Genomic DNA, 15,243 nt, shown 5'->3' with positions numbered 1-15,243 from the left:
TCGGTCGCCGCCATCTTATCGATCGAGATAGATGAGCTGTTCATCTGCGGGGTTGTACAGCGCGTAACTCAGCAGCATCTGTGTCTGGGGATGGGCGTTGAATCCGACGACATCCGTGTTCGTCGTGCCGGTGTTCAACGAGTAGTCGATGATCGTATTCGCCATCATGTCGGCGTACTCCGGCCAGAACTCGTCGTACGCCTGTCTGCGAGTGTCCTGATCCTCGGCGACTTCGACCCCGTACCGACACCCGCGCATCTGTTCGATGAAATCCTCGGGCAAGACTCCCTCTGCGAGGAAGAAGTTACAGCAGCCGTTGTAGTTGTCGGGGTCGGTGATCGCTTCGACGAACCCGTGTGGATCCGGCGTCCCCGCGAGCCCGATCACGGCGGGAGCGTTGCGCTCGGAACTGTCCGTCCGGGCGTCCTCCTGATAGAGGTCGACGGTCCAGTCACCGAGCGGTGCCGGCGTTTCGAGCTCGGCGTTGAAGAGGTCGGTCTCGTCCAGTTGATCGACGATGAGTTGCACCTTGTCGATCCGCGCTTCGTCGTCGGCGTTCGTCTCGAGAACCACGTCAACGGGCGTCTCCACGTCGGCGTCCTCGAGAAGCGACTGGGCGGCGTCGACGTTCGGTTCGACGTTGTACGACCAGTCCGAATCCACGATTTCGTCGTACGACTGGGAGGTCCCCAGATCGGCCGCGGGTTCCGGAAACGGGACCTGTGCGGGCGCGCCCCATCCCTGTGCGACGATATCGACGATCTGCTGGCGTGGGATAAGGGCGCTTACAGCCTGGCGAACCGCTCGTTCGGAAAACGCGCCACCGGGGTCGGTGTCGTCCATGGGGAACTGCATGAACTGGAAGCCGAGCGCCTCGGTCGCGGAGACGACGTACTCGTCCGACGTCTGGAAATTGTTGCGGGCTTCGGAGGGAAGTTCGTAGGCGACATCGATGCTGCCGTCCTCGAGCGCGTTGGATCGGCCGGATCCCTGTTCGACGAAGCGGATGTTGATCTCGTCGATAACGGGTCCCGCCGGGAAATCGCTCGGGCCGTCATACCACGGGATGTTCTCGAGGCCGACCGATTCGACCCAGTAGTTGTCCGTTCGCTCGAGGCGCAACTCCTGACCGCCCTCGAACTCGGCAACCTCGTAGGGGCCGGTGCCGATCGGCACCCGGTCTTCGTTGATTCGCGGGTCGAGTTCGCCGGGCGGGACATCGAAGTGCTCCGAGGGGAACACCACGGGCGGTAACTCGAGGAACGCCGCGGCGTCGGCTTCCTGGGCGTACAGTTCGAACTGATAGCCGTCGGCCCCGTCGGGCGCTTCGGCGTGCAGGAAACTATCGTAATACTGACCCTGATTGTTCGAGCCGACGTACCTGTCGTAGGACCGAACGACGTTCTCGGCGGTGAGTTCCTCGCCGTTGTGGAACTCGATCCCCTCGTGGAGTCGCCCCTCGACCCGGACGCCGAAGACGCCGTCCGCGACGGCGTCGGCGGCCTCGTTTCGGGTCAACACGCGAATCGCCTCGCCCTCTTCGGCGGGGAGGTCGTCCGGGTGTTGCATCAAGACGAGGTTGGCGTCGTCCTCGAGTTCGAACACCGGGACGCCGTCTTCGACTTCGGCGGGTTCGACCTCGATCATATAGTCCTGATAGTCGACGACGCCGACGTCGTTGGCCTCGCTGGCTTCGTACTCGGCGGCCAGCCATGGCTGGGCCTCGGCGTCGGCGTTGATCTTCAACAACCCGTCGTAGACGGCGTTTAGTACGACCGTGTCTTCCGCCTGGGTGCTCTGTGCCTGATCGTAGTCCGAAATGCCGTTTCGCGGGATCGCGAACTCGAGGGTGCCGCCCTCGACGATCTCGTCGATGTCGATTTCGTTGCGCTCTAAGGCCTCGTCGATGTCGACTTCCTCGCCGTCGCCGCCCAGACAGCCGGCGACACTGGCGATTCCTGTGGCTGCAATTCCGCTGAGAACGCGGCGTCGGTCGAGCGTCGGTTCACGTGAATTAGTTTGTGAGGTCATCTGTTATTTCTCCAATTCAGTTTTAACTTCTATACCCTATCTGAATTTAGATCGTTTCTCAGTTGTTTCTCGATCATTACTCAAGTATTCCTCAAGCTGCCTAAGAACAGTGCTCGAGTAGCATTCGAGTGGTTCTCGAGCACCGCTAATTTAATATCGCAATTGATGGGAACATTGATTAGTTCGTCGTTCGTTATCGGCGTATGTCGAACCCCGACGAGTCCATCTCGAGCGACCCCGAAGACGGGTATCTCGAGGGCGTCGACGCCGATTCGGTCCTCGAGGCGAACGGAACGTCGCTTTCGCTCACGCCGGCCCAGCACGAACGGCTAAAGAACCGCCTCCACGGGGAGCGGTTCGCCGCCCTCCGGCGCGCCGACGATCGATATCTGGTGATCGGCCGCGGCGGCGACGAGGGGCTGGGCGCGCGGCGACAGCGAGTCTGTGATTTACTCGAGGAGCGCCGGTCGGCGACCGCTTTCCGGCTCGAGGACTTCGGTTTCACCGGCGAGGAACTGGAACTGTGGGTCCCCGCCTTCGACATCCTTGCCGGAATGGCGACCCACGTCGTCGGAGTGCTCGAGGACTACGACGGCGGTCACGTCTGGGAACTCGGATTTCTCTACCGGCAGCAATCTCATGTTAGGGACGTCCTCTGGCTGCTCAAACGCGTCTACGACTCGGAGTCGGAACGCCGCGAGAGATACGACAACGGCATGGCCGCCTCCCACCTGGCCGCGCTCGAGGAGGCCGCCGGCGATCACGTTATACGCTGGTCCGATCCCGACGACCTGCCCGATGCGGTGAGCGAGATTCCCGCGACGCTCGAGTAGCTCGGATACCGCGCCAAAATTCTCGCCTGCGAAAATAGAACGGGAGTCGGCCGCGATCACCAGGGTTCGTTTTTCAATCCGAGTTTGTACGCGATCATGTTGGTCGCCACGTGCAAAAGCGGCGTGAGGACGACGATCACGAGGATGACCTCCCACGTGAACCACTCGAAGAACCATTCCGTAGCCACCAGCGCGGTCAGCGGCAGCGACACGACGACGAAATCGAGCTGGTCGACGCCGGGAAACATAGCCCCGCGCTGGCGACCCGTCCGCCGTTTCGCGAACGACGCGAGGATATCGCCGAGCATCGCACCGCCGGCGAGTCCGAGCGCGGCAAGCGGGGTAAACTCCGGAAGGTCGAATCCGACCGCGCCGCTCACCGACGGTTCGGCGACGGTGAGCGCGCCGGCGAGTGCGAGTCCCGCGAGCACGCCGGCGGCGGTTCCGCGCCAGGATTTCCCGTCCCCGAGAACCCGTTTGTCGCCCCACGTCCGACCGCCGTCTATGGGCCGTCCGCCGCCCGCCAGCACGGCCGCGTTGTTGGGAACGTAGGCCGGCAACATCACCCAGAACGCGACCGCGACCGTCTCGAGTAGTGTCATAGTCCCCGGAACGAACCGCCGCGCTTAATTGGTGATGATTTCTCGCCACGCCGTGTCGGAGCGATAGCCGTCAACACATGCCGTAGTGACAGCTATCGGCACGTGTTGGTGTAGCATCCTCGACTTCCATCGGTGGGACTGCGGAAACGACCACATCGCTCGAGACCCGCGCGTTCGTTCGGTTTTCGAGTCGCCGGTCGACGAGATCCCGGCGAGACTCGTCGCAGTCGGGTCAATAAAGGGAAGGGCTCTTAATCCCCTAGTGTGAGAATCACTACATGGCTTCGTGGAAACGAGACTTTGCGAGCGGCCTGATAGTTCTCGGGCCGATCCTCGTGACACTCTATGCGATCTACTGGGTCTACGGACTCATCGCCGGCTTCGTTCCCGGGATGATCCTCGAGCCGGAGGCGCTCGAGTGGCTGATCGGTGGCACCAGTGCCGAGGCCCAAGAAACCCGCGTGCAGCTCGCCCAATTGCTTCGCGTTCTGGTCGTGCTCACTGTCTTTACGATCCTCACGTTCTCCATCGGTTACCTGATGCGGACCACCGTCGGCGGTCTTTTCGAACGGGTCGTCGACGACATCGCGAACCGCGTCCCGGTGTTGCGGGTCGTCTACAACGCCTCGAAGATGGCCGCTGAAACGGCGTTCGGCGAACAGGAGTCGCTGCAGAAACCGGTCAAACTCGAGACCTGGGACGGACTCCGGATGACAGCGTTCAAGACGGGAAAGGAGACTGATGATGGACGCATCGTACTCTTTTTGCCGACTTCCCCGAACATCACGACGGGATTCGTCGTCGAGGTCGAGCCGGAGCGGGTCGACGAACTCGACGAGGACGTCGAGGATGCACTGACGCGGGTTCTGAGCGCCGGCTTCGGCGACGCGGAGAACGATCGTCGGATAGACGCGGGCGTCCCTATCGACGTCGTCGACGAGCGCGTCTCCGAGGTGAAAGAGTCGGTCAACGAGCAAACCGCCGAGGTGAAGCGATCGATGAGCGAACAGACCTCGGAGGTCAAAGAGACCGTGAGCAAGCAGACCGCAGACGTCAAAGAGAGCGTCAAGAAACAGACCTCGGAGGTCAAAGAGACGGTGAGCAAACAGACCGAAAGCAGTGAAGAGCAAAACTCCACCAGCGGTGACGCTCGATCTGAGACCACCGACGGCGACGGGACGCCGGATCAGAGCGACTGATTCGCGTCGAGACTCGAAACGGGCGAATCTCGAGAAACGACGGTTTTGTACGGCATATTCCAGAACCCGTATCGACACGCGTACCTACACGTAATCGAACCACTCGTCGTACTCGTCGGTTCGGCGCTCGACGACTTCGAAGAACTTCGACTGAAGCTCTTCGGTCACCGGACCGCGAGTGCCGTCGCCGATGACGACGTTGTCGACTTTCCGAATGGGGGTCACTTCCGCAGCAGAGCCAGTAAAGAACAGTTCGTCCGCCGTGTTGAGTTCACCGCGTGAGATCGAGACGGTGTCGTGGACGGTGTAACCGAGGTCTTCAGCGAGCGTGATGACTGTATCGCGCGTGATGCCGTCGAGAATCGATTCGGACAGACCCGGCGTGTAGAGCTCGCCATCCCGGACCATAAACAGGTTCTCGCCGGGCCCCTCCGCCACGTCGCCTTCCTTGTTGAGCACGATCGCTTCCGCGTAGCCGTTTCGGCGCGCCTCCTCGCCGGCGAGCATACTGTTGACGTACAACCCCGTCGTCTTCGCGTTCGTCGGAATCTGGCTCGAGGCGTGTTTTCGCCACGAGGAGATCATCACCTCGATGCCGTTCTCGAGGGCGTCTTCGCCGAGGTAGGCCCCCCACGGCCAGACGGCGATGGCGGTTCTGGTCGGGCAGTCGCCGGGGCTGACACCCAGCGAGTTGTAGCCGTAGAAGGCGATCGGGCGAATGTAACACGACGCGAGATCCTGTCGCTGGATGAGTTCGACGGTCGCCTCGGTCAGTTCCGCTCGAGAGTGGTCGATCTCCATCTCGTAGGGCTTGCACGACTGATACAGTCGCTCTAGGTGCTCGTCCCAGCGGAAGATAGCCGGCCCCTCTTCGGTGTCGTAACAGCGTGCCCCCTCGAACACGCCGCTGCCGTAGTGAAGTCCGTGTGTCAACACGTGAATCTGTGCGTCGTCCCAGTCGACAAACTCGCCGTCCATCCAGATCGTGTCGACGTCCATCTCGTCGAATCCCATACGCGGGCAGACGCAACGCTCCGTAATGAACGTTCGCGGTTTGGATCGACTCGCGTGATCGACCGACTGTGGGAGCTTATCGGAGGCGTATCGACGGCAGAACTCAGCCGAGGCGCTCGAGCACGTCGCGTCCCTCGAGGTAGGCGAAGTCACAGTGATCGGCGTAAGCGCGGGCGTCCGCGGGGGTCAGCGCCTCGCCCGTTTCGTCGTCGAGCATCTCGCAGACGACGACCGCGGGGGTGAGGTCGGCGGCGTCCGCGAGCGCCAGTCCAAGTTCGGTATGGCCCTCCCGCTGTGCGAGCAGGTCGGGGGCGGCCCTGAGGAGGTGGACGTGTCCGGGGACGCGAAATTCCGCCGCGAAGTCGGTCGCCGACGGCTCGGCGGCGGCCTCCCCGAGGGCGCGAATCGTCGTCGATCGATCGCTGTCCGTGATCCCGGTGTAGGTATCCCGATGGTTGACGGTAAAGGAAAACGAGGAGCGTTCGTCGTAGCCCAGTTCGTGATCGGCCGCCGCGGGATGGTCGACCTCGTCGGTGAAAAACGGCAGGTCGAACGCGTCGGCAACGTCGTTCGAAAGCGCGACGCAGACGAGTCCGCCCGCGTCGTTGCGCAAGCGAGCGACGGCGTCGGGAGTGACGGCGTCCGCGTGATAGATGAGATCCGTCTCGCCTTCGCGGTCCGCGGCGTCGTGGACGAGGACCGGCTCGCCCGAGCGAAACGACTCGAGGGCACGCCGGAACTCGCTCTCGGTGCGCGTCGACTCGAGCGTCTCCGTTCCGGATCCGGTCTCCGTCCGCATCACCGATCACCCACGGACACCGTCACGTGATCGTCGTCCTCGAGGTCGAGTTCCTCCCGAAGTTTGTCGGGGGCGATAACCTCGAGCTGGTCGTCGTCGTGGTGCGTTCGCTCGGGCGCGATCGTGTGTGCCGTCTCGTAGGTCTCGCCGTCAGCCGTCTCGATGGTTGCCGGATAGCAGACCGCCGGGCCGTAGGTCCGATCGTCATCCTCCCAGCCGTCGATCGGGACGGGCTCGAGCGACGACATCGCGCTGCGGCGTCGAACGCTGTCCTCGCGGAGGTCGACGTTGAGCGTTCCGGGGAACGGGTCGTAGCCCAGTCGCTCCTCGAACTGTCGCTGGTAGCCGGGCAGCGAGATGTAGTGGCGTCCCTCGCCCATCCCGCTAGTGATCGTCCCCTCGAGTTCGACCTCCGCGCCCGTCTCGAAGATGCGACGGTAGTCCTCGTACTCGGCTCGGAGCATGCGTTCGCCCTCGTCGGTGACGACGACCCACTGGCCGTCGCTTACGGTTTCGCGCTCGAGCAAGGCCGCGCTCTCGAGTCGCTGGAGTCGCCGCGAAGCGGTCTGGTTCGAGGCGTCGAGCCGATCGGCGAGCGCAGAACAGGAAATCTTCACGTCGCCGAAGAGTCCGCCCTCGAGCGCGAGAAGCTTGAGAACCGCGAGTTCGTCGTGCCCGACCGCGGATTCGGTTGCCGGTGACATGGCCGAGATTTCGATCGGTGCGCATAAAAGCATATCGGATATGGAATGCAACCCAGAACTGAGATGGAGTTTGCGAGCGTTTATTCGCAGTAGCTCATATCGGGACACCACGGACAAAAGGCCACTGGTGTTCACCTCGGACCGATGAGAGTGTCATCCAGATACGTTCGATCCGCTCGTCTCCCAGCAAATCACAGAAAAGCGATCAGTCGCCCGCCAGCGGGTCGTCCGCCCAGAACTCGCTGTCTTTCTTGAGCTTCGGCACCCAGGTGTCTTTGGTCTTCGAGAGCAGGGCGACGTTCGAGGCGGGGACGCCCTTGCACTCCGTGAACTCCGGCATGTGCTCTTTGACGTCCTCGGCGAACGCCACGACTTCCTCGTGATCGGGCATCGAATCGCGGTCGAGTCGGCCGCGGGAGTGGCCCACGTGCATGTACGCTTTGAGCTCGATGAAGTCCGGATCGGCCCGCTGGTAGTACGCCGCGTAGAGGTCCGGACTGTGCATGTTCTCGCCGTCGATCAGCGTCGTCCGCAGGACCGTCCGCGTCTCGTCTTTCTCGGCGAGGACGTCCATCGTCTCGAGCAGTTTCTCCCAGGCGTCGTCTTCCATCGCCTGAACGACCTGATCGAAGGTGTGGCGTTCGGGTGCGTCGACGCTGATGTACAGCTGGGTGGGATCGCACTCGCGGATGACTTCCGGACGAGTGCCGTTCGAGACGAGGAACGTGGTGATATCTCGGTCGTGGAACGCCTCGATGAGTTCGGGGAGATAGGGGTACAACGACGGCTCGCCGTCGAGGGAGATGGCGACGTGGCGCGGCTCCATCGCCTGCTCGAACACCTCGTCGGGGACCTTCTCGTTCCCGCCGAAGCCCGAGAGGAGTTTCTTCTGGAGGGAGATCGAGGCGTCGACGACGGCCTCGGGATCGTCCCACTCGACGCCGTCGAGTTCGTAGGCGTGGCCCGCGTGATCGCGCCAGCAAAAGACGCAACGTTCGTTACAGCGCACGACGGGCGTCATCTGGATACAGCGGTGGGACTCGATTCCGTAGTAGATGTTCTTGTAGCACTTGCCCTCCCCGCGCAGGGCGTTCGCGGTCCAGCCACACGTCTGGGCGGCCGTGTGGTTCTCGCTGTGGTAGTCGGGGTCGGAGACCTGCAGTGTCTCGTCTGAATCGCTCATGGGCGAGCATCGCAGTGCCGGGACAAAAGACGTGTGGTGACGGTCGGACCGCCACGGGACCCTCGCTCGAGGGAGTCACGCGCGGACTCGAGAAGGTCAGGCGCGGACTCGAGTACGGCCTCTATCGACGGTCGTCCGACGAGCGAACGGCTCCGAGCAACTATCGTCTGGCTTGAGAACGGCTACTGCCTTACGGAAACAGCGGTCGGCGTTTCGCCGCGTTCCAGGCGTCTTGAGCGAATAGCGTCGCCTTGGAAATCGAGCCGCGAACGGGAGCGGTGTCGTCCGGCGAGCGATACGTCGCGATTAACGACCACATTATCGTCGTCGCCATCGCCCCGAGCGCCGAAAACGTCATGCCGAGCGTCGAGAACGTGAACGCGTAGGTCCCTCCGACGAGCATCGACGGGACACTCGTCCCCAGCGGAACGCGAGCGCTGACGTCGCGCAGCGTCGGCGCGAGAAAGACGATCGAAAGCGAACTTCCAATCATGAACACGAAGTCTTGCCACATCATCGACTCAAGGTACTGGATGGCGAGTAAATATAGCCTTTGATTCAGAAGGTGCTAGTTGTGAATATATTCAATAGGGATTGAGTGTTTCCGCCGGAGAGCGCTTGCTAACGCCGGCAACGGCAGTATTCTACATTAACTACAATGACCGGTTTCGGGTCGGAGTCTATCACCGCTGCGGTCGAACGCGCCGGCGCGACGGGCGACGCGCGCCGTCACAATCGAGGATTGTCAACCGGCGCGCTCGCTCGAGTGGGTACGCGCGCGGGTGATATGAGAGCCGGGGGCATGCGAGAGAGCGCCGGGAGTACACACAGGAGGGCGTTGGACGCGTACGGTGGTACAGTGGGTCTCGGTGAGTGCCCTGGCGGTGGCCGGGCAACGAGCGTCTCGCGACGATCGGACGGCGAATGATAACCGCGGGAGAGCCGGCCCGGCGAGCGATAGCGCCGCCGACTACGGACTCGAGGTCGTGGGATCGGTCGTGCGCGAAAAGAAAAACAGGTAGTATCGGATTACTCCGATCGAACGGTTCGAAAAACGGTATTGAAGGGGCGAATTCGGCGTAATACGTTATTACTCGAGCGTTCACGCGCACCCCGATCGGTGGGAAGGCATCCCGATCGATGGGAGCGTCTCTCGAACGATCCGAAGACGTTCCGATCGATGGGGACTCCTCGGACGATCTGAAGACGCCCCGACCGATGGGGACACACCGGGCGAGAGGAACGAAAAGTCGCGGCTCAAGCGGACTGGATTCGCTCGAACAGTGCCAGCGTCCCGTCCGCGTGGGCGTCCGCGAGAACCTCATCGGCGGCCGCTCGAGCGGCTGCGTCGGCGTTGGCGACGGCGAACGATCGGTCGACGACCTCGAACGTCGAGACGTCGTTCTCGGAATCGCCGACGGCGACGGCCTCACCGAGATCGACGTTGGTGTGTTCGGCGATCGTTCGAACGCCCTCTCCCTTGTTCGGTGCCGCGTCCTTGACGTGGTAGGCGTAGCCCGTGTCCACGACCTCGAGTCCGTAGTCGGCGGCGATCGCCCGAAGCGGTTCAACGGGTTGGTCGTACTGGACGGCAATTTCCGTCTCCCGCCAGCGGTTGACCGTGTCTTCGGGCCCCCAGCCGAGGCCGTAGCCCGCGGCCTCGTACTCCCGCGCGACGGCCTCGGCGGCCTCGCGGTCTGCGGTGAAGAAGACGTTGTCGCCGGTGTAGACCACGCCGCCGTTCTCGGCGACGACCAGTTCCGGAATCCCGGCGAAGTGACAGAGCGCGACGGGATAGGGGAAGGCCTTCCCGGTCGCGATCACGATCGGCGCGTCCCACTCGAGAAGCGGGTCGAAGATTCGGGGGTCGATCCCCCACCCTTCGGGACGGGTCAGCGTGCCGTCGATGTCGAGAACCAGCGGTGGATCGGCGGTCATGGCCGTCACTCGAGGGCTGAGCGACCTAAAGGGGTCGGTTCGGGTGTGCTCGCGCTCGCGGTGTGGTATCAGAGACTCGATTCGAGAAGGGACTCGAGTGAAGCCAGGCGTTCTACTATCGTGGCAACGGGAATTTCCACATCCTCCCCAGCCGATTCGCTCGTTTCACTCGCTCATCCCTCGCGCATATTCGTGTCGCGACTCACGTTCGTTCGCCGCGACACAGCGCGCGCCACTGTACGCCGGTTTCTCGTACCGAAGTGTCACGGACAGTTCGACTCGCTACCGAAATCGTGGAGAGAAAACTGAGACTCGAATCCCGGTTCGGCTACAGACCGAGATAGCCCGCGTTAGGCAGGAGCCCGGCCAGATAGAGCACCCCGAGAACGAACATGAACGCCGCGATGGCCATCGCCGGCGGGTCGACGTGCGTCCCGGAGTGCGAGTAGAACACCCGCTGGGACAGCTCACCGATGAGGGCGCTGATCGCGCCGAACGCGCCGGCGACGAGCAACACGATGGGCTCGCTCCCGATGGCCGCCGCCGCGATCACCGCGCCCGTCGACCCCAGCAGCGTGATGTGGTGGGTGACGGGGATCTTCTCGACGCCGAGGTTGAGAAACAGCAGGCTCATCGCCGAGATGGCGTAGCCGAGGAAGATGCTGCCGGTCTCGAGCCAGATGAACCCGCCGAGGAGCCCGCCGACGATCCCGATGGCGGTCACGCCGGCCCACTCGTACTGGTGGGGGAGCCAGGGTTCGGTCGCCAGCCGGTCGCTCTCGGTCCCGCCGTCGGCGGCCACGCGCGTTTCCTCGCGCTCGAACGGCGACATGTCGAGGATACTCGAGCCGCCGACTCGACCCACGATCGGGTACCCGAACGCGAGTCGCGCCAGAAACGCCGTCGCAACGACCGAGAGCGCGATGTTGTCGGTCGGGAAGCCGACGCCGTCCATTCCCCGCGTGATGAGCATCCCGAGGGCGCCGAAGACCGCGCCGACCGCGAGGATGTCGGGTTTGGTGCCGAACGCGTAGAGGATGTCCTTCCCGAAGTGGTAGTCCCAATCGTTGGGTTCCATCTCGGGATACTTCCGCCCGGCGTAGGCGGTCGCGGCGACGCCGCCGGCGAAGGCGATGTGGGGGCCGGTGACCGGGCCGAACCCGATCGTCCCGGTGACGCCCGTCGCGAGTTCGCCCGAGGGAACGACGTCGAGGCCGCCGATCGCTCCCTCGAGGATCAAGAGCCCCTCGCCAAGGAAGACGACGAAGCCGGTGAACACGAACGAGGGGAGCGCGCCGAGTGCGGCACCGAACGCGCCGCCGGCGAGCGCCGCGATGAGCAGGACGGCGAACGCTTCGAACTCCATGCCGAGTATCGGAACCTGAAGTACCAGTCCGTTCATGGCTCACTCCTCCCCGTCCCGCGCCCAGTCGCGCGATCGATCGACCGCGTCCGACCACCGAGCGTACATCCGGTCGGCCGCGTCGGCGTTCATCTCCGGTTCAAATTCTCGATCCACCTGCCAGTTGTCGCGCAGCCCCTCGACGTCGTCCCAGTAGCCGACGGCGAGGCCGGCCGCGTAGGCCGATCCGAGCGCCGTCGTCTCGTCGACGACCGGCCGCGAGATCTCGGAGCCGATGATGTCTGCCTGTAACTGACACAGGTAGTTGTTCTTCACCGCGCCGCCGTCGACCTTGAGCGAGGTCATCTCGATGCCCGAGTCGGCTTCCATCGCCTCGGCGACGTCGCGGGTCTGGTAGGCGATCGACTCGAGGGTCGCTCGGACGATGTGTTCCTTGCGAGTGCCGCGGGTCATGCCGAGGATCGTCCCGCGCGCACGCTGGTCCCAGTGGGGCGCACCCAGTCCCGTGAACGCGGGGACGACGTAGACGCCGTCGGTCGAATCGACGCTCCGGGCCAACTCCGCGGTCTCCGCGGGGTCGTCGATGAGCGAGACATCCTCGAGCCACTCGATCGCCGCGCCGGTGATGAAGATCGAGCCCTCGAGGGCGTACTGGACCGGTTCGCCCGAGCGCTGGAACCCGATCGTCGTGAGCAGGCCGTGATCGCTCTCGACGGCCTCCTCGCCGGTGTTCATGAGGAAGAACGAGCCCGTTCCGTAGGTGTTCTTGGCCTCGCCGGCGTCGAAACACGTCTGGCCGAACAGCGCAGCCTGCTGGTCGCCGAGCGCGCCGGCGACCGGCACTTCCGCCTCGAGGAAGCCGTCGGGATCCGTCGCGCCGTAGGTCTGGTCGTCGCTCGAGGGTCGAACCTCGGGCAGCATCTCCTCGGGGACGCCGAACTCCGCGAGGAGGTCGTCGTCCCACTCGAGGTCGTGGATGTTGTACAGCATCGTCCGCGAGGCGTTTGTCACCTCGGTGATGTGGTTGCCCGTGAGGTTGTAGATGAGCCAGCTATCGATGGTGCCGAAAAGCACCTCACCGTTTGCCGCGCGGTCGCGGATGTCCTCCGGTCGACTTCGCTCGAGTTTGATCGGGTCGGCGTTCTCGAGCAACCACTCGGCTTTCGTCGCGGAGAAGTAGGCGTCGGCCTCGAGGCCCGTCTTCTCGCGGATCTCCTCGACCATCCCCTCGCTCTCGAGCTGTTCGACCCGGTCCGTCGTGCGCCGGTCCTGCCAGACGATCGCGTTGTGGACCGGTCTGCCGGAGTCGGCGTCCCAGAGCAGCGTCGTCTCGCGCTGGTTGGTCACGCCGATGGCCTCGAGTTGGTCGGGGCTGATCCCCGCTTGACCGAGCGCCGTCGTCACGACGCTCTTGGTCGCGTCCCAGATCTCCATCGGGTCGTGTTCGACCCAGCCGGGTTCCGGATAGATCTGCTCGTGTTTCTCGTACGCGTTCGCGACGACCTGTCCGCCGTGGTCGAAGACGATGAACCGCGTGCCGGTCGTTCCCTGATCGATTGCGCCAACGTATGTCGGATCTGTCACTGGTAGTCACCCTGGAAGTCACGCGATTGTTTATCGATGATCGCGTGTTAGTGGTAAACAATATCTACGATCGTGATAAATGTTTCCGTGCATACTCAAAGTCCGACGGATCGATATCGAACTGATATCCGGTACAGGCGATTGATGAGGCAGCCTCACGGTATTTCTCAGGTCCTGGCAATTCACGGCATACGGTACAATCACACACCACATAGTATTTCGGGTCGATTCGGCGCGGGCGAATTTATTATGGATGGTTGTACGGTGTCGATAAAATAAAGAGGACTGGGCCCAACATGTTGGTGAAGGGATGGCACACGATACGGAGGTCCTCGTTCTCGGCGGCGGCTCGACCGGCTGCGGGACCGCCAGGGATCTGGCGCGGCGCGGGCTCGAGGTGACCCTCGTCGAGCGAGGCAACCTGACTGACGGAACGACCGGCCGAATGCACGGACTGTTACACAGCGGCGGGCGGTACGCGGTCTCCGATCAGGCCAGCGCAACCGAGTGCATCGAGGAAAACGAAACGCTTCGCGAGATCGCGGGCCACTGCGTCGAGGAGACCGGCGGCCTGTTCGTCCAGCGCCCGGAGGATCCGGACGAGTACTTCCGCGAGAAACTCGAGGGATGTCGCCAGTGTGACATTCCGGCCGAAGTCCTCTCGGGACGCGAGGCTCGCGAGGTCGAACCGTACCTCGCGAGCGACGTCAAGCGAGCGATCGAGGTCCCCGACGGCGCAGTGGATCCGTTCAGGCTCTGCGTCGCGAACGCGATGGACGCGGAGAACCACGGCGCGCGCGTCGAAACCCACGCCGAGGTCGTCGACCTCCTGCGGGACGGCGACGATGTCTACGGCGTCGAGGTGAGACACGATTCGGGACCGGGAACACGAGACCACGGCGCGGCCGGCACCACCGAGGAGATCACCGCCGACTACGTCGTGAACGCGACCGGCGCGTGGGCCGGCCAGATCGGCGCGATGGCGGACCTCGAGGTCGCGGTTCGGCCCTCGAAGGGCGTGATGACGATCATGAACGTTCGACAGGTCGACACCGTCATCAACCGCTGTCGGCCGAAAGGGGACGCGGACATCGTCGTTCCCCACGAGACGACCGCGATCCTGGGCACGACCGACGAGGAGGTCGACGACCCCGACGACTACCCCGAAGAGGAGTGGGAGGTCGACATGATGATCGATACACTCTCGGAACTGCTCCCGATCCTCTCGGAGTCGCGAACGATCCGCTCGTTCTGGGGCGTTCGACCGCTGTACGAACCGCCGGGAACCGGCACGCAGGATCCGACCGACATCACGCGCGACTTCTTCTTGCTCGATCACGACGACAGGGACGGCGTCTCGGGCATGTCGACCATCGTCGGCGGCAAGTTCACCACCTACCGGGCCATGGCCGAGGAGATCGCCGACCACGTCTGTGACAAACTCGGCGTCCGCGCGAGCTGTGACACCGCCGACGCGGCGCTCCCCGGCAGCGAGGACCTCGCGGTTCTCGAGCGCGGGATGGACGACTTCGGCCTCCGGTCGCCGATCGCGCGTCGCAGCAAACAGCGCCTCGGAAGCCGATCCGAGGCCGTCCTCGAGACCGAGGAACCGAACCCGGTGCTCTGTGCCTGCGAAGGAGTCACGCGCGCGGAGGTGCGGGACGCGATCGGTCAATCGGGTTCGGATCTCAACGCCGTTCGGATCCGAACTCGAGCCTCGATGGGGAACTGTCAGGGCGGCTTTTGCTGTCAGCAGTTGGCCTGCGAACTCCACCCCGAGTACGACGAGGCGACGACGCGGGCGGCGCTCGACGAGCTGTTTCAGGAGCGCTGGAAGGGACAGCGCCACGCTCTCTGGGGCGAACAGCTCTCACAGGCGATGCTCAACTACGCGCTCCACGCGACGACGATGAACCGGGACCGAGATCCGGCGGGTGTCGACGAACGGATCGCCTTCGACGCGTTCGACGGCGGTCCGGGGGGCGAGCGCTGA

The 15,243-nt window shown here is 63.6% G+C and carries 14 protein-coding genes and 1 pseudogene; 5 read left to right on the top strand and 10 right to left on the bottom strand.

The window, feature by feature from the left end; all coding sequences use genetic code 11:
- Nucleotides 1-15: 15 nt before the first annotated feature.
- A complete protein-coding gene (locus EL22_RS12005; RefSeq protein WP_082146763.1) occupies nucleotides 16-2,031 on the bottom strand; it encodes an ABC transporter substrate-binding protein in 2,016 nt (671 codons plus the stop codon).
- A gap of 203 nt (nucleotides 2,032-2,234) precedes the next feature.
- On the opposite strand from EL22_RS12005, the gene EL22_RS12000 reads away from it, so the two are divergent.
- Nucleotides 2,235-2,864: a hypothetical protein gene (locus EL22_RS12000; protein WP_050051724.1), complete on the top strand. Its 630-nt coding sequence runs from the start codon at nucleotides 2,235-2,237 to the stop codon at nucleotides 2,862-2,864.
- 56 nt (nucleotides 2,865-2,920) lie between these two features.
- Here the strand turns inward: EL22_RS12000 and EL22_RS11995 are convergent, their stop codons facing one another.
- A complete protein-coding gene (locus EL22_RS11995; RefSeq protein ID WP_050051723.1) occupies nucleotides 2,921-3,466 on the bottom strand; it encodes a CDP-2,3-bis-(O-geranylgeranyl)-sn-glycerol synthase in 546 nt (181 codons plus the stop codon).
- 278 nt (nucleotides 3,467-3,744) lie between these two features.
- On the opposite strand from EL22_RS11995, the pseudogene EL22_RS11990 reads away from it, so the two are divergent.
- Nucleotides 3,745-4,419, top strand: a pseudogene (locus EL22_RS11990) (DUF502 domain-containing protein); the annotation flags it as partial.
- A 330-nt stretch (nucleotides 4,420-4,749) separates the two neighbouring features.
- Here the strand turns inward: EL22_RS11990 and EL22_RS11985 are convergent.
- The 4 genes from EL22_RS11985 to twy1 all read right to left on the bottom strand — a co-directional run bounded on the left by EL22_RS11985 (nucleotide 4,750) and on the right by twy1 (nucleotide 8,365).
- The gene (locus EL22_RS11985) at nucleotides 4,750-5,679 is read right to left on the bottom strand and encodes a branched-chain amino acid transaminase (protein WP_050051722.1); all 930 of its coding nucleotides are present in this window, start codon (nucleotides 5,677-5,679) and stop codon (nucleotides 4,750-4,752) included.
- A gap of 103 nt (nucleotides 5,680-5,782) precedes the next feature.
- Nucleotides 5,783-6,478, bottom strand: a complete 696-nt coding sequence (gene ribB / locus EL22_RS11980) for a 3,4-dihydroxy-2-butanone-4-phosphate synthase (protein WP_050051721.1) — start codon at nucleotides 6,476-6,478, stop codon at nucleotides 5,783-5,785.
- Entirely contained in the window at nucleotides 6,478-7,182 is a 705-nt protein-coding gene (locus tag EL22_RS11975; RefSeq protein ID WP_050051720.1) for a DUF120 domain-containing protein, read from the bottom strand. Before EL22_RS11975 ends, ribB begins: the two co-directional genes overlap by 1 nt.
- A 205-nt stretch (nucleotides 7,183-7,387) precedes the next feature.
- Entirely contained in the window at nucleotides 7,388-8,365 is a 978-nt protein-coding gene (twy1, locus tag EL22_RS11970; protein ID WP_050051719.1) for a 4-demethylwyosine synthase TYW1, read from the bottom strand.
- A 14-nt stretch (nucleotides 8,366-8,379) separates the two neighbouring features.
- On the opposite strand from twy1, the gene EL22_RS17245 reads away from it, so the two are divergent.
- Nucleotides 8,380-8,541, top strand: a complete 162-nt coding sequence (locus tag EL22_RS17245; RefSeq protein WP_156184118.1) for a hypothetical protein — start codon at nucleotides 8,380-8,382, stop codon at nucleotides 8,539-8,541.
- Between the two features lie 14 nt (nucleotides 8,542-8,555).
- Here the strand turns inward: EL22_RS17245 and EL22_RS17240 are convergent, their stop codons facing one another.
- Nucleotides 8,556-8,882 (bottom strand): hypothetical protein, encoded by a 327-nt coding sequence (locus tag EL22_RS17240; RefSeq protein ID WP_231587944.1) that lies wholly within the window; start codon nucleotides 8,880-8,882, stop codon nucleotides 8,556-8,558.
- A gap of 334 nt (nucleotides 8,883-9,216) precedes the next feature.
- Between EL22_RS17240 and EL22_RS18515 the strand changes: the two genes are divergently transcribed.
- Entirely contained in the window at nucleotides 9,217-9,387 is a 171-nt protein-coding gene (locus tag EL22_RS18515; RefSeq protein ID WP_156184117.1) for a hypothetical protein, read from the top strand.
- A gap of 235 nt (nucleotides 9,388-9,622) precedes the next feature.
- Here EL22_RS18515 and EL22_RS11960 read toward each other — a convergent pair whose 3' ends face one another.
- The 3 genes from EL22_RS11960 to glpK all read right to left on the bottom strand — a co-directional run bounded on the left by EL22_RS11960 (nucleotide 9,623) and on the right by glpK (nucleotide 13,250).
- Nucleotides 9,623-10,303 (bottom strand): HAD-IIB family hydrolase, encoded by a 681-nt coding sequence (locus tag EL22_RS11960; protein ID WP_050051718.1) that lies wholly within the window; start codon nucleotides 10,301-10,303, stop codon nucleotides 9,623-9,625.
- Between the two features lie 328 nt (nucleotides 10,304-10,631).
- Nucleotides 10,632-11,705, bottom strand: coding sequence for a hypothetical protein (locus EL22_RS11955; RefSeq protein WP_050051717.1), 1,074 nt, complete (start codon nucleotides 11,703-11,705; stop codon nucleotides 10,632-10,634).
- A 3-nt stretch (nucleotides 11,706-11,708) separates the two neighbouring features.
- On the bottom strand, nucleotides 11,709-13,250 hold the full coding sequence (gene glpK, locus EL22_RS11950; protein ID WP_050051716.1) for a glycerol kinase GlpK: 1,542 nt from the start codon (nucleotides 13,248-13,250) through the stop codon (nucleotides 11,709-11,711).
- A gap of 310 nt (nucleotides 13,251-13,560) precedes the next feature.
- On the opposite strand from glpK, the gene glpA reads away from it, so the two are divergent.
- On the top strand, nucleotides 13,561-15,243 hold the full coding sequence (glpA, locus tag EL22_RS11945; RefSeq protein ID WP_050051715.1) for an anaerobic glycerol-3-phosphate dehydrogenase subunit GlpA: 1,683 nt from the start codon (nucleotides 13,561-13,563) through the stop codon (nucleotides 15,241-15,243).

Source organism: Halostagnicola sp. A56 (assembly GCF_000691505.1).
GTDB lineage: Archaea > Halobacteriota > Halobacteria > Halobacteriales > Natrialbaceae > Halostagnicola.
The sequence above is the reverse complement of the archived record's forward strand: the minus strand, read 5'-3'. Positions and strand labels throughout refer to the sequence as shown.